This is a genomic window from uncultured Zoogloea sp. (assembly GCF_937894855.1).
Classification (GTDB): Bacteria; Pseudomonadota; Gammaproteobacteria; order Burkholderiales; family Rhodocyclaceae; genus Zoogloea; species Zoogloea oryzae.
This window is the reverse complement of the sequence record NZ_CALAYQ010000082.1, coordinates 19,548-34,972: the sequence shown is the minus strand read 5'-3', so window position 1 is coordinate 34,972 and position 15,425 is coordinate 19,548. Positions and strand designations below refer to the sequence as shown.

Genomic DNA, 15,425 nt, shown 5'->3' with positions numbered 1-15,425 from the left:
CGTAGCTGGGCGCCCGGCTGCGGATGGGGTGGGCTGGCAGGGCAAGGCACGCATCGGTCGGTTCCTGGTTGAGCCCCCGCGGAAACCGCAGGGGACACCCAAAGCTTAGCCTCGGCTGCCTTGGCAGGAATGTGGGCAGACCGCCCGAGGCGCTGTAGGACGTAGCCGACAGACACACGGAGCGTGTGGCGCTAAGCTGTGATCGGTAGTTGTCACTGTTTCTGACCGACTTTGTACCGAGTTATGCCCATGTCGTCTGCCCCTACATCGCTGAACACCGTGATTGTCGAAGACAACCCGGCGCTCCTCGAGCTGCTGTCCGGCATGCTGGGCGGCATCGAGCGGGTCGAGGTCGTCGGCACCGCCGCCAGTGAAGCGGAAGCGATCTCGATGATCCGCAGCACCCGCCCCAAGCTCGCCATCGTCGACCTTGAGCTGCGCGCGGGAACCGGGCTCAAGGTGCTCGGCGCCATCCAGAGCAACGCCGCCGATTTCGGTGCGCCGCGGACGGTCGTGTTTTCCAATCACGCCCACCCGATCGTGAAGTCGCGCTGCCTGGCCCTTGGCGCAGAGGCGTTCTTCGACAAATCCTTCCAGATGGACGAGCTGCTCGAGTTCGTCCAGGCCCTCGCGGAACGCACCAACTGAACGAGTAGCACCGCCGGGCCAGCCCATCTTGCAGATGGCCCGACACCAAAAGAAAAGAGGGGCGGTCTTCCGCCCCTCTTTCTTGTTGCCCTTCGGCAGGCCGGTTACGGCTTGACCACGATGTCGTTCTTGATATTCACGACGCCCGGGGTGCCGCGCGCCAGATCTTCGGCCTTGCTCCGTTCCGCGCTGCTCTTGGCAAAACCGGAGAGCTGCACCACGCCCTTCAGGGTTTCGACGCTGATGGCCATCGCGCTCACGGTGGAATCTTCGGCAAACTTGGCCTTGACGCGGGTGGTGATGGTGGCGTCGTCCACATACTGACCGACGGTGGATTGTTCGCGGGTGACGGCGCAGCCGGCAGCGGTGAAGGCGAGCAGGCCGGCAAGGGCCAGGGAGGCGGCGGTGGTTCTCATTTTGAAACTCCTTTCGGTCTTTATTCTGGCCGGGAAAGCGTGCTTCCCGATTCGTGCTGCTGATTCCAGAATAATTCCGGGCCTTGCGCCGGGCTGTCCGACAGGGCGGATTGGCCTGTAGGACAAATCTGGCCGGGCCGACCTCAGCGCCCGTCGTTATTCAGCACCAGCCGCACCAGCTCGGCTACCGAGCCGATGCCGAGCTTTTCGCGGATGTGGCAACGGTGCACCTCCACCGTCTTCTTGCTGATGCCCAGCTCCACCCCGATCTCGCGGCTGGAAAGCCCGTCGATCAGCAGATCAAGCACCTCCCGCTCCCGCGGCGACAGCAGGGCCAGCAGCTGGTTGATCGAGCGCGTGTGGCGCTGCTGGCGGTGGAGTTCGGCAGCGCGATTGACCGCGTCCTGCACCCGGTCGAGGAGCGCTTGGTCCGAGAAGGGCTTTTCGATGAAGTCGAAGGCGCCGTTGCGCATCGCCCGCACCGACATGGGGATCGATCCGTGGCCGGTGAGGAACAGGATGGGCAGCGCCGGGTTGTCGATGCGCAGCACCTCCTGCAGCTCGAAGCCACCCATCAGCGGCATGCGCACATCGAGCAGCAGACAGCCCGGCTGGTCGGCGTCGTAGCCGTCGAGGAACTCACGCCCGTTGCGGAACACCCGCACCGGGTGGCCCACCGATTCGAGCAGCCAGCGCAGGGATTCACGCACCCCGTCGTCGTCGTCCACGACGAACACGGTGGGGATGGCGGCGGGCTTAGCGGTCGGAGTCGACATGAGTGGATTCTCCAGTAGCCAGCGGCAGGCTGAAGTGAAATTTGGCACCACCGCCGGTAACGCGGGTGGCCCACAGGTGGCCGCCGTGGGAATCGACGATCGACCGGCACAGGGACAGGCCGATGCCCAGGCCCTCCTTCTTGGTGGTGTAGAAGGCGTCGAACAGGCGGTCGGGGTTGGCCTTCGGCAGGCCGTGGCCGCGGTCTTCGATGGTCAAATTCACCGTGCCGGCGGCGGTGAGGGTGGTGGAGATGACGAGCTGGCGGCGCTCCTGCGGGGTATCGACCATCGCCTCGATGCCGTTCCGGGCGAGATTGGAGATCACCTGCTCGATCAGCACCCAGTCGCAATCCACCAGCGCGGGATCGCGCAGCAGCCGGTAGCGCACGGGGATGCGCCGGGTGCGCGCCTCGATCTCGATGAAGGGCGCGATCTCCTCGACGATGGTGCGGATGTCCACCGTCTCGCGGTGGTAGCCGCTCTTGCGGGTGAAGTTGCGCACCGTGCGGATGATGCGCCCGGCCCGCTCGGCCTGGACGCGGGTGTTCTCCAGCACTTCCTTCAGGGTGGCGTCGTCGAGCCGGCCAGCATCGGCGCGGCGGATCGCCCCGCCGACGAAGTTCATGATCGCGAAGAAGGGCTGGTTGAGCTCGTGGGCCAGCGCCGAGGCCATCTCGCCGGTGGTCGATAGCCGCGCCATGTGGGAGAGCTCCATGTCCCGCTGGCGCACCCGGGCCTCGGCCTCGATGCGGCTGGTCACGTCGCGGAAGGTGACCAGCAGGCCGTTCACGCAGTGGTCCTCCAGCAGATTGACGCAGCTGCCTTCGTGCTGGCGCCAGCTGCCGTCCCGGTGCTGGATGCGGTAGGCCAGCGGAAACACCCCGCCTTCGTCCCGCGCCGCCTTCTCGAGCAGCGCCGCCAGCCGGTTGGCGTCGTCGTGCTCCATCCGCCGGAACACGCTGAAGCCGCGCACCTCGCGCTCGCGAAAGCCCAGCACCTGGCGGATCGACGGCCCCACCCAGCGCACGTGGCCAAGGCGGTCGAGGATGGCGATGCCGTCGCTGATGCTGCCGATCAGCCGCCGGTAGTAGGCCTCGCGGGCCACCAGCCGGGCCTCGGCCTCCTTGCGCTCGCGGATGTCGCGCACCAGCGCGATCACCCGCGGGTGGCCGTCGGAGATGATGCGCTTGAGGTTCACCTCGGCGGGCAGGTCGCTGCCGTCGGGCCGGCGCAGCCACCACTCGAAGATCTGCGGGCCATCGCGGATCACCCGGTGGATCAGCGCCCGCGCCGCCCGGCTGTCGCAGCCGCGGCGGGCCGAGCTGATGTCGCCCACGTCCATGCAGCGCAGCAGATCCACCGGATAACCGGTGAGGCTGGCCGCCATCCGGTTGGCGTCGAGGATCGCGCCGCTGTCCTCGTCGTGGATGAAGATCGCGTCGTTGGCGTGATCGAACACGTCCTGATAGTTGGTCGCCACCTGCATGGCATCTCTCCGCCGGCCGCTCCTGCTTTCGGCCGATAAGCACTTGTACCTAGTCGCTTAGATGCGACGCCCGATTTACGCCCCGAAACCCCGCCGATAGCCTTGTCAGCACCTGCCGTCGATGACGGAACGACGCTCGTAAATGTGAAATTACAGTGTAAATCGAATTGAAAAATTAGCCATCGGCTTCCGGCCAGCGGGATCTCGCCCACCCCGCGTACCGGTGCCAAGCGTAACCCCAGCCCCCAACGCAAGGAGTGAATTCCATGAGCCAGAAGCCAACCAGCGCACAGCGCGAAGTGGTCGTCTCCACCTACACCCGCGGCATCGTCGGGCCGGGCAACCCGATGCTCGGCCCGGTGGCCGACGGCGGCACCATCCGCGTCGGTACGCCGCCGGGCTGCTGGGGCCCGATGATCACCCCCAAGTTCCAGGGCGGCCATGAAGTCTCCCAGCCGGTCGCCGTCGAAGGCGCCCAGGTGGGCGACGCCGTGGCGATCCACATCCAGCGCATGGAGGTCACCTCGCTCGCCACCTCGTCGGGCGTGATGGCCTTTGTGGATGGCCGCTACCTGGGCGACCCCTTCGTCGCCAAGCTGTGCCCGAGCTGCGGCACCGTCAGCCCGCCCAGCCACATCGAGGGCATCGGCGACGAGGCCGTGCATTGCGACGTGTGCGGCGCTGAAGTGAATGCCTTCCGCTTCACCAACGGCTACGTGATCGTCCTCGACAAGGACAACAACGTCTCCCTCACCGTCGACAAGGCCGCCGCCGAGCGCCTCGCCGCCCACGCCAAGGACAACGCCCGCCTGCCCGAGCATTCCTAGCAGCACTCGATTTTGTCGCTGGCCCGCGCCGACATCGTCGGCCTCGCGGCCCACATGCAGCCCTTCCTCGGCAACATCGGCACCACCCCGTCGAAGGATCTGCCGGATTCCCACAACGCCGGCGACTTCGGCAGCTTCCTGGTGGATGCGCCCCACGCCTATGCGATGACCCAGGCCGAGCTCGAACAGCACAAGACCGACGGCCACATGGACACCAACTCGGTGCGGGCCGGGGCGATCCTGATCTGTCCGGTCAAGGTGACCGGCGCCGGCATCTACATGGGCGACATGCACGCCCAGCAGGGCAACGGCGAAGTGGCCGGCCACGCGACGGACGTGTCGGGCATCACCGAGGTGAAGGTGGAGGTCATCAAGGGCCTCGACATTGACGGCCCGATCCTGCTCCAGCGCCCCGACGACCTGCCGCCCATGGCTCGCCCCATGAACCGCGAGCAGCGCGCCGCGGTGCAGGCCCTGGCCGAGCGCTTCGGCCAGGCCACGATCGAGGAGAACGGCCCGATCACCTTCATCGGCACCGGGCGCACCCTCAACGACGCCACCCACAACGGCGTCGACCGCGCCGCCAAGGTCACCGGCCTGTCGCCGGAGGAGATCCTCAACCGCGCCACCATCGCCGGCTCCATCGAGATCAGCCGCCTGCCCGGCGTGGTGCGCGTCACCTTCCAGTGCCCGATGAGCATCCTCGACCGCATCGGCGTCGGCCACCTCGTGCGCCAGCAATACGGCCTCGACGCCGCCTGAACTCCCATCCACACCCACCCAAACTGAAGGAGCACACCCATGAATGCCCCCAACGACCTGAAATGGGCCGCGAAATATCCTGATCTCGGCACCGGCCCGATCCCGGTCGAACCCTGCATCTCGCCGGAGTTTTACGAGCAGGAACGCCAGAAGGTCTTCCTCAAGAGCTGGCTGAAGGTCGGCCGCGTCGAAGAGATCGCCAAGCCCGGCGACTACAAGGTCAAGAAGCTGGCCTTCGCCAAGACCTCGGTGATCCTGATGCGCGGCAAGGACGGCCAGATCCGCGGCTTCCACAACACCTGTTCACACCGCGGCAACAAGGTCGTCGTCGAGACCGGCGAGGAGACCTTCGGCCGCAACAAGGCCGCGGTGGTCACCTGCCGCTTCCACGGCTGGGTGTACAACGCCCACGGCAGCATCGTGCAGGTGCCCGAGGAGAACAAGTTCTCCGCCGACTTCGACAAGGCCAGGAACGGCCTCACCCCGGTGCACACCGACGTGTGGGAAGGCTTCATCTTCGTCAATCTCGACCCGTCCGAGAACGTCACCCCGCTGGCCGAGTTCCTCGGCGGCATCGGCACCCACCTGTCCGGCTTCCCGTATGGCGAGCTGTCCCAGTGCTTCAGCTACCACACCTACCTGGACTGCAACTGGAAGGTCGCCCACGACGCCTTCGCCGAGGCCTACCACGTGGCCACCATCCACGCCGGCTCCTTCCCCAACGTGTTCTCGTCGGGCCTGCAGAACGTCGAGCTGTTCGGGCCCCACCGCACCACCGCGATCTGCCTGTCCCTCAACGCCGAGCCGACCCCGGTCGCCAAGATCGCCAACGCGCTGGCCACCGGCTCCCTGGTCGCCCAGCGTGGCGCCTCGATGCTGCCGCCGACGGTGAACCCGGATCGCCGCGACGACTTCTCCTTCGAGCTGTCGGTGCTCTTCCCCAACCTGCTGCTGCACGTGTCGGAAGGCATCTGGTTCACCCACCAGTTCTGGCCCATCTCCCACAACAAGACCCTGTGGGAAGGCAAGTACTACGTCCGCCCGGCCAAGACCAACAGCCAGCGCTGGGCCCTGGAGCACGCCCAGTGCCTGCAGCGCAACGCCTGGCTGGAAGACACCGCGACGATGGAAGACACCCAGACCGCCCTCGAATCCGGCGCCAAGCAGGTGATGTACCTGCAGGACGACGAAATCCTGATCCGCCACGGCTACCACGCCCTCGAAGCCTACATGCACGCCAAGTAAGGAACACCGCGATGACCGACCTTTCCCTGCCCAAGTCCTTCGAAGTCCTCGAGCCGCTGGTCGCCACCTGGGCGCTGGCCACCCAGGACGAACGTCAGCAGCGCCGCATCCACAGCAGCCGCGGCGAGCTGCGCGCCTTCTACGAAGCCATGCTGCCGCGCCTGCCGGACATCCTCACCCACGTGGATACCTTCCCGCTGGGCGAGCTGCCGCCGGCCTCGGCGCGCCTGTTCCACCTGGCCCTGTCGCTGGCCGAGGTGGCGCCGCACATCGAGCTCTACGGCGGCGACCCGAAGGTGCCCTACAGCTTCGACGAAGCCCGCTTCGTCGCCGAGCACGGCCGCGTCGCCGCGTAAGCGCACTCGATCATGAAGCCAGCTCCGGATCTCGCCGCCCGCCTCACCCGCCTCGAAGACATCGAGGCGATCCGCACCCTGGTGGCCCGCTACGCCCTCGGCGCCGACCGCAACAACGACCCGGCCATCCTCGGGCCGCTGTTCGCCAAGGACGCCGAATGGGTGTGCGAAGGCTTCGGCCACTACCGGGGTCGCGACGAGATCTCCGCGGAGCTGGCGCGGATCGGCCGCGAGGGCATCCGCTGGTCGCTGCACTACATGGTCTCGCCCCTCGTCGAGCCGTCCCCCGACGGCCGCCGCGCCCGCTGCCACTGGTACCTGTGGGAGCTGGCGCGGGTCGGCGAGGAGGCCGAGGCCCACTGGATCGGCGGCTGGTACGAAAGCCGCCTCAAGAAAGGCAGGAAGGGCTGGCGCTTCACCCACGTCCGCCTGCACCTGAAGCTCCTGAGCCCGCACGCCGACGGCTGGAAGACCCTGCCGGCGGCCGACTGAACCCACACAGATTCCGAGGACCCAATCATGCGCAAGATCTCCATCATCGGTGGCGGCCAGGCCGGCCTGCTGCTCGGTTTCGCCCTCCTCGACAAGGGCTATTCCGTCTCCCTCTACACCGACCGCAGCCCCGAGCAGGTGCTCAACAGCCGCATCCCCAGCACCGCCTTCCTGTTCGAATCCACCCTCGCCACCGAGCGCGAGCTGGGCCTCAACTTCTGGGAAGACCTCGTTCCCTACGGCGAAGGCATGCACGTGGATTTCCGCGGCCCCGACGGCAGCATCGGCCTCACCGTGCAGGGCCGCCTGGGCGACCTGCAGGGCCAGGCCCTCGACCAGCGCACCAAGTTCTCCCGCTGGCTGCAGGAATTCCCCCGCCGCGGCGGCAAGCTGGTCATCCAGGCGGTGTCGGTGGCCGATCTGGAGAAGATCGCCGCCGAATCCGACCTCACGATGGTCGCCGCCGGCAAGGGCCAGATCAACGCCTTCTTCGCCCGCGACGACGAGCGCAGCGTGCACAGCGCCCCGCCGCGCAACCTCGCCGCGATGCTCCTCACCGGCCCCAAGCTCACCGGCGACCATCCGTGGAAGCGCGTGCCCTTCCGCCCGCTGCGCTTCAACTTCATCGCCGGCGTCGGCGAATACTTCTCGCTGCCCTTCTACACCCACACCCGCGGCGAGTGCCGCAGCTTCCTGTTCGAAGCCATCCCCGGCGGCCCGATGGACCGCTTCCAGGACGCCAAGGACGGCCACGAGCTGCTGGAGATCGCCCGCCAGGTGATCGCCGAGTTCGCCCCGGACGACCTGCACCACATGGAAGGCGCCGAGCTCACCGATGAGGACGCCTGGCTGAAGGGCGCCTTCGTGCCCACCGTGCGTAAACCCATCGGCCAGCTGCCCTCCGGCGCCTGTGTGATGGCCATCGGAGACACCGCGGTGCTCAACGACCCGATCGCCGGCCAGGGCTCCAACAACGCCGCGCGGATGGTGCGCCACCTGGTCGCCCGCATCGTCGCCAACGGCAACGCCGCCTTCGACGCCGCCTGGATGAAGGACACCTTCGAGACCTTCTGGGACGAATCCGCCAGCTACACCACCGCCTTCACCAACGCCCTGCTCAACCCGCCGGGCGAGCCGGTGATGACCGTGCTCGGCGCCGCCTCCCAGCACCCGCCGGTGGCCGACGCCTTCATGCGCTGCTTCGACAACCCGCGCAACTACTGGCCGTGGATCGCCGATCTGGACGAAGCCCGCAATTTCGTCGCCAGCCACGTGGAGGAACGCTGTGCAGCCTGACGCCCACGCCGCCCGCTGGGCGGGGGATGGCCCGAGCGGCGATCCCCAGGCCCTGCGCAAGGCCCTCGGCAGCTTCGCCACCGGCGTGACGGTCGTCACCACCGTCGCGCCGGACGGCAGCCCCGTCGGCCTCACCGCCAGCTCCTTCAACTCGGTGTCGATGGACCCGCCGCTGATCCTGTGGAGCCTCTCCAACCGCTCGCCCAGCCTGGCCGCCTTCACCGAAGGCAGCCACTTTGCGGTGAATGTGCTGACCGACGAGCAGGTGGACCTGTGCCACCGCTTCGGACGCCCGGTGGCCGACAAGTTCGCCGGCCTGACGGTGACGCCCGGCGCCGGCGGCGCGCCGCTGCTGCCCGGCGCTGCGGCGCAGTTTGAATGCGCGCTGGAAGCCGTCTATCCCGGCGGCGACCACCAGATCCTGCTCGGCCGGGTGCTGCGCTTCCGCTGGAGCGAGCGCACGCCGCTGCTGTTCTGTCGCGGCAAGCTCGGCGCCGCCCTGCCCGCCGAACCGGCCCTGGCCGGCTGATTGCCGGCAGGGCAGTGAGGAGTAAGGGGTGAGGAGTGAGGGGACCGGGCTGAGGCTCGGTGCGCTGACGCCTCCCACCTACCCAACGACAAAACATCAAGGAACCGACATGAGAGGACTCAAGGACAAGGTGGTGATCGTCAGCGGCGGCGCCACCCTCATCGGCGCCGCCATCGCCCGGGCCTTCGTGGCCGAGGGGGCGAAGGTGGTCATCGCCGACATCGACAGCACCGGCGGCATGACACTCGTGGCCGAGCTGGGCGAGACCACCCGCTTCGTCGCCACCGACGTGAGCCGCGACGCCGACATCGACACCTGCGTGCAGGCCACGGTAAAGGCCTTCGGGCGCATCGACTGCCTGGTGAACGTGGCCGCCGTCTACGCCGACAACGGCCCCGCCTCGCCGCGGGAAGACTGGGAGAAGGCCTTCGCGGTGAATGTGTTCGGCGCGGCGATGTTCCTGCGCGCCTGCCGCCCGCACATGGCCCACGGCAGCGCGGTGATCAACTTCGGCTCCACCAGCGCCGGCGTGGCCCAGGCCGGTCGGTGGACCTACCCGGCCACCAAGGCCGCGGTGCTCCAGCTCACCCGCAGCGCGGCGCTCGATCTCGCCGCCGACGGCATCCGGGTGAACGCCGTGTCGCCGGGCTGGACGTGGTCCGGCATCCTCGACCAGATCTCCGGCGGCGACCGCGACAAGGTGAACAGCGTCGCCCGCCCCTTCCACATGCTCGGACGCATTGGCGATCCGGCCGAAGTGGCCGACGCGGTGCTGTTCCTCGCCTCCGACCACGCCCGCTTCATCACCGGCAGCAACCTGCCGGTAGATGGCGGCTACGCGGCGCTCGGCCCCGAGCAGGCCACTTCCCCCATCTCGGAGCTGCTGTCATGACCCGCCTGCCCCTGCGCCTCACCCTTCTCGCTGCCGCGCTCGCCACCAGCCTGCCGGCCCTCGCCACCAACGGCACCATGCCCCACGGCTACGGCATCAAGGCCCAGGGCATGGGCGGCGCGTCCATCGCCCTGCCCCAGGATGCCCTGGCCGCCGCCAACAACCCCGCCGGCATGGCCTTCGTGGGCAACCGGCTTGACCTGGGCCTCGCGGTGGTGATGCCCAAGCCCGCCTCCACCTTTGGCGGCACCGACTTCGACGGCGACGGCGTGAAGGCCATCCCGATCCCCGAGTTCGGCTACAACCGCATGCTCGACAGCCGCCAGTCCGTCGGCGTGTCGGTGTACGGCAACGGCGTGACCACCAAGTACGACAAAAACATCCTCGGCGGCCCCGGCAGCGGCAAGGACGGCGCCAAGCTGATGCAGGTCATCGTCTCGCCCACCTACGCGGTCAAGCTCTCCGACTCCCAGGCCGTCGGCGTGTCGCTCGACCTCGCCTACCAGCGCTTCCGCGTGGACGGCGTGCCCGACGCCAACGGCCAGGAAGGCCAGGGCGCCGAGACCTCGATGGGCGCCGGCTTCAAGCTCGGCTGGACCGGCCAGGTAAGCGAGAAGGTCACCCTCGGCGCCATGTACGCGGCGCGGATGCGCATGGGCAAGCTCGACGCCTACCGCAACCTGCTCGCCCACAACGGCGAGTTCGACGTACCCGAGCGCTACGGCGTGGGCATCGCTGTGCGGCCGGTGGAAGGCGTGGTGATCGCCGCCGACCTGATGCGGGTGAACTGGGGCGACATCAACTCGCTGGGTAACCCCCTCACCGCGCCTCAGGCGGGCTTTGGCTGGCACAGCCAGACCATCAGCCGCATCGGCGCCAGCTGGCAGGCCACCCCGGCGCTGCAGGTGCGCGGCGGCTTCAGCCACGGCACCCAGATCGTCGCCGCGAAGGACGCCACCCTCAACTACCTGGCGCCCGTCACGCCCCAGAACCACGTCACCGCCGGCGCCACCTGGACGCTCCCCGACCGCAGCGAGCTGTCGGTGGTGTACGCCCGCGTGCTGGGCGAGGAAGTGAAGGGCACCGGCCCCAGCGCCGGCGTCGATGTGCGCATGTCGCAAAACTGGATCGGCGCCGCCTACGCCTGGAAGTGGTAACCCGGCCGGCCGGGCTTCGGCCCGGCCCACGACGACAAGAAAGGACATCCCCATGAAACAGCTCTGCTCCACCCGCGACGTGCCCGCCGGCGGCTGCCACCGCATCGAACTCACCGATCGCCCGCCTCTGGCGGTGTTCAACCTTGACGGCCGCTTCTACGTCACCGACGACACCTGCACCCACGGCGACGCATCCCTGTGCGACGGCGAGATCGACTGCGACGACGGCGTGGTCGAGTGCCCCTACCACCAGGGCGCCTTCGAGATCGCCACTGGCCGCCCGGCTGGCGCGCCGTGCTCGATCCCGCTGCGCGTCTATCGCGTCGAGGTGAAGGACGAGGCCATCTACGCCGCCATCGACGAGACGGAGGCCGCATGTCCGTGATCACCGTAAACGACGGCGAGGCCGTCTTCGACTGTGCCGAGGGCGACACCCTGCTCCGCGCCGGCCTGCGCGCCGGGCTGGCGCTGCCCTACGAGTGCGGTGTGGGCGCCTGCGGCTGCTGCCGCTGCGAGGTGACCGCCGGCGAAGTCGCCAACCTGTGGCCCGAGGCGCCGGGCCTATCGGATCGCGACCGCCGCAAGGGCCGCGTGCTGGCCTGCCAGAGCCGGCCGACCGGCGACGTCCACCTCAAGCTGCGCCTGCCGCCCCAGCCAGAGCCGGCGATCCGCCCGGTGCGCCACCACGCCACCCTCGTCGCCAGCCGGCAGATCACCCACGACATCCGCGAGTTCGTGCTGCGCACCGACGCCCCGGCGGTTTTCCGCCCCGGCCAGTACGCGCTGCTGGCCCTCCCCGGCCTCGACCGGGAGCGCGCATACTCCATGGCCAACCTGCCCAACGGGGCGGGAGAGTGGCACTTCCGCATCCGCAAGGTGGCGGGCGGCGGCGCGTCCACCACGCTGTTCGAGCGCCTCGCGGTGGGCGCCAGCGTCGGCCTTGACGGCCCCTACGGCCTCGCCCACCTGCGCACCGACAGCCCGCGGGACATCGTGTGCATCGCCGGCGGCTCGGGCCTCGCGCCGATGCTCTCCGTCGCCCGCGGCGTGGCGGCCGATCCGGCGCTGGCTGGCCGGCGGGTGGATTTCTTCTACGGCGGACGCACCCCGTCCGACCTGTGCGGCGAGGCCGATCTGGCGGCCCTGCCCGGCTTTGGCGAAACGATCCGCTACCACGCCGCGGTGTCGGACCCGGACGCCGCCGCCCGCGATGGCTGGCGCGGCCCGGTGGGCCCGGTCCATCAGCTGGCCGAAGCGGTGCTGGGCGAACGGCTCACCGAGGCCGAGTTCTACCTCGCCGGCCCGCCGCCGATGGTCGAGGCCGTCCAGCAGCTGCTGCAGGTCACCCACCGCCTGCCGCCCGAGCGCATCCACTTCGACCGGTTCTTCTGAGCGATGGACATCGACACCCTCATCGGCACCATTGCCGGTTGCCTCAGCACCGCCGCCTTCGTGCCCCAGGCCTGGCAGATCTGGAAGACCAAAAGCGCGCGGGACGTGTCGTGGGCGATGTACGCGGTGCTGATCGCCGGCGTGGCCCTGTGGATCGTCTATGGCCTGCGCCGGGGCGCGCTGCCGCTGGTGCTCACCAACGGGGTGATCCTGGCGGTGGCACTGGTGATCCTGGCGATGAAGCGCCGGTTCGGCGACGGCGCCGGCTAGGAACGGGTGGTGAGCACCCGCGCGGCCTGGTCGTACAGGCCGATGAAGTGGCTCATCACTTTGGTGGCGCCGCGGAGCTGCTCGCGCAGCTGCTCCATCTCCTCGGCCGGGGCCAGCACCAGATCACGCCGGCGGGCCACGAAGGCGGCCACCACCTCGCGACCGTCCTCGGTGGTGCGGTAGGTGGTGCCGCGGGCCGAGCGGTCGCTGGCCTTCTCGATGAGCCCGGCCTTCAGCAGCTTGCGCACGCTGTACTGGATGTTGGCCAGGTCGTCCCGGTTCATGAAGCGGCTGATGTCCGACAGGCTCTTGGGCCGGTCGAGGGTCTGGATGATGTGCAGCACCATGTTGTCCTGCCCGGAGAAGCTCGCCTCGTCCGACACCCCGGCCAGCCCCTGCATGTTGTAACGCCCGAAGGCCTCGCACAGGCAGATCAGGGCATGCTCGAACTCGGCCACCACCCGCTCGGCGTCGGAGGCGGCCAGATGCCAGGGCTGCGCCGCCTCCGCGTCTTGGGCGGGCGCATCATCGACGGCATCGGGGGTGGCAGTGCGTCTTGCGGTCACGGCGGGGCACTCAATCGGTTGGAACAGGCCAGAATCTAACCCAGATCCGGCCCGCCCGCAGGCCACCCCATCGGCCTACGACGAAAGGTGTAGATCGCAGAACGGCCTCACCGGCCCCGGGGGCCCTGCCAGAATGGCAAAAATATGCCCGTACCCGTTTGATCTTCAGGCGATGGCGCTATAACATCCCGGCCTCATATTGTTAAAGATCGTTGCCGGACGAATCGCATACTCACGGCAGATCGTGGAAGGATCCATGAAGCCGCAGCATCTCACCCCAGTCATCGCTCTTTCCTGCGCGCTCGCCCACGCCGACGCGCCGCCATCGGCTTCCGGCGACATCACGAACCTTCCCCTCAGCGGTTTTGTCGAGGCCACCAGCCTCGAACAGCTCGCCGATCTGGTGGTCACCGACACCAAGCTCGGCCAGACTCCGGATTCCGTCACCCAGCGCATCGTCGTCCTCAAGAGCGACGAGATCGCGCGCCTGCCCACGCCCAACGGCAACCTGGCCGAGCTGATGCGCCACACCTCCGGCCAGTTCGTCAATGTGCTGTCCCGCAACGATTCCAACTGGGGCTCGTACGCCGGCCTCGGGCCCAAGTACAACAGCTACCTCCTCGACGGCCTGCCGATCGACGCCTTCGCCGACGCCATGAGCCTCGACAGCGCGGCCATCGAGCGCATCGAGATCCACAAGGGCCCGGCCTCGGTGCTGTACTCCAACTACCTGACGATGGATTTCGTCGGCAACGAGGCGCCGCTGGCCGGCACCACCAACTTCGTGCTGAAGAACCGCGTGGACACCCCGCTCACCCGCTTCGCCGCGGGCTTCGGTTCGTGGGGCACCCGCGCCGCGCGGGCCTACACCCAGGGCGCCAGCGGCCCGCTCAGCTACATCGTGAGCGCCAGCCACGAACTCGCCGACTACCGCCAGTACGGCACCCCGGGTTCGTGGCTGCAGACCACCAGCCGGCCCCACTACGAGAAGGACCGGGTCTTCACCAACCTGTCCTACGCCCTGGGCCGGCCCGACCACACGATCAGCCTGTATTACCAGTACACCGCCCACCAGAGCACCATGGGCCGCCCGAACCGGGATTTCGACCACGCCTACAACACCTTCAACTTCGCCTACAACAACGCCATCAACGACGACTGGCACCTCCAGTTCAAGTACGGCGAACGCCACTACGACCGGCGCTTTTCCAACGACAACTACCCATCCAGCCTGGCTCTGGTCAATCGCGACCTCAACCGCCAGACCATCCGCCCGGCCGACCTGACCGCCAGCTACCGCCACGCCCGGGATTCGCTGCTCACCCTGGGCGTCGATGGCCAGTGGGTCGACTACGAAACCGAAACCCGCAGCCCCGCCGGCGTGGGCACCCCCGCCAACCGGGCCGAGGCCCGCTCCACCGGCTACTTCGTCCAGGAAAAGCTGCGCTGGAACGACTGGGTGCTGCGCGCCGGCCTGCGCCGCAACACCATCCACCACGACTACGCGCTGCTGGGCGGCAACGCGCCCACCACCACCAGCGCCGCCTGGAGCAAGAACCTCTGGAGCGTCGGGGCGCGCTACAACCTGTCGCCCGGGCTCGCCTTCTACGGCAACGCCGGCTCCAGCTTCATGGTGCCCACCGCCAAGCAGATCGGCGGCACGGTGCCCACGCCCGGCGCCAGCGGCGAGCTGCCCAACCCGGCCCTGCGCCCCGAAAGCGGCATCGGCCGCGATCTGGGTGTCGACTGGCAGGCCACCTCCGCCCTGCACCTCAACCTGCGCGGTTTCGTGAACACCATCAGCGACGCCATCGTCACCAACATCGTCAGCGCCGTGCCCTCCCAGGTGCGCTCCGAAAACGCCGGCGGCGCCCGCTCGGCCGGCTTCGAGCTGGATTCCCGCTACGCCCTCGGCGCCGGCCTCACCGCCTTCGCCAACTTCACCCACACCCGCACCCGGATCAGCGACAACCTCAACCCCGGCAACGACGGCAGCCAGATCCCCTTCGCGCCGGATCGCCTCGCCAACGCCGGGCTGGTCGTCCCGCTCCCCGGCGAACTCGTCGTGGCGGCCTATTACCACTGGGTCGGCCGGTACTACGACAGCACCGACCAGGCCAGCCGGCAGTCCTTCGGCAACTACGGGGTGATCAACCTGCGCGCCCAGAAGGTGCTCTCCCGCACGGCCGGCTACACCGCGCTCGCCACTGCCGACCTGAACAACCTCACCGATCGCCAGTACCGCATGCCCTTCGACTTCCGCGATCCGGGCATCAGCGGGTTTGCCGGCGTCGAAGTGCGCTACTGATCACCGC

16 protein-coding genes and 1 pseudogene are annotated in these 15,425 nt (G+C 68.5%); 13 read left to right on the top strand and 4 right to left on the bottom strand.

What is annotated here, in order from left to right; genetic code table 11:
• Positions 1-249: 249 nt before the first annotated feature.
• On the top strand, positions 250-648 hold the full coding sequence (locus Q0672_RS10990; RefSeq protein ID WP_153163261.1) for a response regulator transcription factor: 399 nt from the start codon (positions 250-252) through the stop codon (positions 646-648).
• Positions 649-752: 104 nt separating this feature from the next.
• Here Q0672_RS10990 and Q0672_RS10985 read toward each other — a convergent pair whose 3' ends face one another.
• The 3 genes from Q0672_RS10985 to Q0672_RS10975 form a co-directional block, all read right to left on the bottom strand.
• Complete coding sequence (locus Q0672_RS10985) at positions 753-1,064, bottom strand: BON domain-containing protein (RefSeq protein WP_298622150.1); 312 nt, start codon at positions 1,062-1,064, stop codon at positions 753-755.
• Between the two features lie 143 nt (positions 1,065-1,207).
• Complete coding sequence (locus tag Q0672_RS10980; RefSeq protein WP_284188180.1) at positions 1,208-1,840, bottom strand: response regulator; 633 nt, start codon at positions 1,838-1,840, stop codon at positions 1,208-1,210.
• The gene (locus Q0672_RS10975) at positions 1,821-3,326 is read right to left on the bottom strand and encodes a PAS domain S-box protein (RefSeq protein ID WP_298622148.1); all 1,506 of its coding nucleotides are present in this window, start codon (positions 3,324-3,326) and stop codon (positions 1,821-1,823) included. The genes Q0672_RS10980 and Q0672_RS10975 overlap by 20 nt, the downstream gene beginning before the upstream one ends.
• A 266-nt stretch (positions 3,327-3,592) precedes the next feature.
• Between Q0672_RS10975 and Q0672_RS10970 the strand changes: the two are divergent.
• The 11 genes and pseudogenes from Q0672_RS10970 to Q0672_RS10920 all read left to right on the top strand — a co-directional run bounded on the left by Q0672_RS10970 (position 3,593) and on the right by Q0672_RS10920 (position 12,544).
• A pseudogene (locus Q0672_RS10970) lies at positions 3,593-4,915 on the top strand (acetamidase/formamidase family protein).
• A gap of 39 nt (positions 4,916-4,954) precedes the next feature.
• On the top strand, positions 4,955-6,160 hold the full coding sequence (locus Q0672_RS10965; RefSeq protein WP_298622146.1) for an aromatic ring-hydroxylating dioxygenase subunit alpha: 1,206 nt from the start codon (positions 4,955-4,957) through the stop codon (positions 6,158-6,160).
• An 11-nt stretch (positions 6,161-6,171) separates the two neighbouring features.
• Positions 6,172-6,516: a hypothetical protein gene (locus tag Q0672_RS10960; RefSeq protein ID WP_298622144.1), complete on the top strand. Its 345-nt coding sequence runs from the start codon at positions 6,172-6,174 to the stop codon at positions 6,514-6,516.
• Between the two features lie 12 nt (positions 6,517-6,528).
• A complete protein-coding gene (locus Q0672_RS10955; RefSeq protein ID WP_298622142.1) occupies positions 6,529-7,008 on the top strand; it encodes a nuclear transport factor 2 family protein in 480 nt (159 codons plus the stop codon).
• A gap of 27 nt (positions 7,009-7,035) precedes the next feature.
• A complete protein-coding gene (locus tag Q0672_RS10950; RefSeq protein ID WP_298622140.1) occupies positions 7,036-8,304 on the top strand; it encodes a styrene monooxygenase/indole monooxygenase family protein in 1,269 nt (422 codons plus the stop codon).
• The gene (locus tag Q0672_RS10945; RefSeq protein WP_298622138.1) at positions 8,294-8,833 is read left to right on the top strand and encodes a flavin reductase family protein; all 540 of its coding nucleotides are present in this window, start codon (positions 8,294-8,296) and stop codon (positions 8,831-8,833) included. Before Q0672_RS10950 ends, Q0672_RS10945 begins: the two co-directional genes overlap by 11 nt.
• A gap of 109 nt (positions 8,834-8,942) precedes the next feature.
• Complete coding sequence (locus Q0672_RS10940; RefSeq protein WP_298622136.1) at positions 8,943-9,725, top strand: SDR family oxidoreductase; 783 nt, start codon at positions 8,943-8,945, stop codon at positions 9,723-9,725.
• On the top strand, positions 9,722-10,882 hold the full coding sequence (locus Q0672_RS10935; protein WP_298622134.1) for an OmpP1/FadL family transporter: 1,161 nt from the start codon (positions 9,722-9,724) through the stop codon (positions 10,880-10,882). The genes Q0672_RS10940 and Q0672_RS10935 overlap by 4 nt, the downstream gene beginning before the upstream one ends.
• Positions 10,883-10,934: 52 nt before the next feature.
• Positions 10,935-11,267: a non-heme iron oxygenase ferredoxin subunit gene (locus tag Q0672_RS10930; RefSeq protein WP_153163273.1), complete on the top strand. Its 333-nt coding sequence runs from the start codon at positions 10,935-10,937 to the stop codon at positions 11,265-11,267.
• Positions 11,258-12,274, top strand: a complete 1,017-nt coding sequence (locus Q0672_RS10925; RefSeq protein WP_298622132.1) for a 2Fe-2S iron-sulfur cluster-binding protein — start codon at positions 11,258-11,260, stop codon at positions 12,272-12,274. Before Q0672_RS10930 ends, Q0672_RS10925 begins: the two co-directional genes overlap by 10 nt.
• A gap of 3 nt (positions 12,275-12,277) precedes the next feature.
• Positions 12,278-12,544, top strand: coding sequence for a SemiSWEET family sugar transporter (locus tag Q0672_RS10920; protein WP_298622130.1), 267 nt, complete (start codon positions 12,278-12,280; stop codon positions 12,542-12,544).
• Here the strand turns inward: Q0672_RS10920 and Q0672_RS10915 are convergent.
• Positions 12,541-13,110, bottom strand: coding sequence for a winged helix DNA-binding protein (locus tag Q0672_RS10915; protein WP_298622128.1), 570 nt, complete (start codon positions 13,108-13,110; stop codon positions 12,541-12,543). The two genes, Q0672_RS10920 and Q0672_RS10915, sit on opposite strands and share 4 nt — an antisense overlap.
• 256 nt (positions 13,111-13,366) lie before the next feature.
• On the opposite strand from Q0672_RS10915, the gene Q0672_RS10910 reads away from it, so the two are divergent.
• Positions 13,367-15,418: a TonB-dependent receptor gene (locus tag Q0672_RS10910; RefSeq protein ID WP_298622126.1), complete on the top strand. Its 2,052-nt coding sequence runs from the start codon at positions 13,367-13,369 to the stop codon at positions 15,416-15,418.
• Positions 15,419-15,425 lie beyond the last annotated feature (7 nt).

Bases quoted from the DNA above. Each gene is read 5' to 3' on its own strand.
- Q0672_RS10990 (WP_153163261.1), top strand. From the start codon at position 250: ATGTCGTCTGCCCCTACATCGCTGAACACCGTGATTGTCGAAGACAAC.
- Q0672_RS10985 (WP_298622150.1), bottom strand. From the start codon at position 1,064: ATGAGAACCACCGCCGCCTCCCTGGCCCTTGCCGGCCTGCTCGCCTTC.
- Q0672_RS10980 (WP_284188180.1), bottom strand. From the start codon at position 1,840: ATGTCGACTCCGACCGCTAAGCCCGCCGCCATCCCCACCGTGTTCGTC.
- Q0672_RS10975 (WP_298622148.1), bottom strand. From the start codon at position 3,326: ATGCAGGTGGCGACCAACTATCAGGACGTGTTCGATCACGCCAACGAC.
- Q0672_RS10965 (WP_298622146.1), top strand. From the start codon at position 4,955: ATGAATGCCCCCAACGACCTGAAATGGGCCGCGAAATATCCTGATCTC.
- Q0672_RS10960 (WP_298622144.1), top strand. From the start codon at position 6,172: ATGACCGACCTTTCCCTGCCCAAGTCCTTCGAAGTCCTCGAGCCGCTG.
- Q0672_RS10955 (WP_298622142.1), top strand. From the start codon at position 6,529: ATGAAGCCAGCTCCGGATCTCGCCGCCCGCCTCACCCGCCTCGAAGAC.
- Q0672_RS10950 (WP_298622140.1), top strand. From the start codon at position 7,036: ATGCGCAAGATCTCCATCATCGGTGGCGGCCAGGCCGGCCTGCTGCTC.
- Q0672_RS10940 (WP_298622136.1), top strand. From the start codon at position 8,943: ATGAGAGGACTCAAGGACAAGGTGGTGATCGTCAGCGGCGGCGCCACC.
- Q0672_RS10935 (WP_298622134.1), top strand. From the start codon at position 9,722: ATGACCCGCCTGCCCCTGCGCCTCACCCTTCTCGCTGCCGCGCTCGCC.
- Q0672_RS10930 (WP_153163273.1), top strand. From the start codon at position 10,935: ATGAAACAGCTCTGCTCCACCCGCGACGTGCCCGCCGGCGGCTGCCAC.
- Q0672_RS10925 (WP_298622132.1), top strand. From the start codon at position 11,258: ATGTCCGTGATCACCGTAAACGACGGCGAGGCCGTCTTCGACTGTGCC.
- Q0672_RS10920 (WP_298622130.1), top strand. From the start codon at position 12,278: ATGGACATCGACACCCTCATCGGCACCATTGCCGGTTGCCTCAGCACC.
- Q0672_RS10910 (WP_298622126.1), top strand. From the start codon at position 13,367: ATGAAGCCGCAGCATCTCACCCCAGTCATCGCTCTTTCCTGCGCGCTC.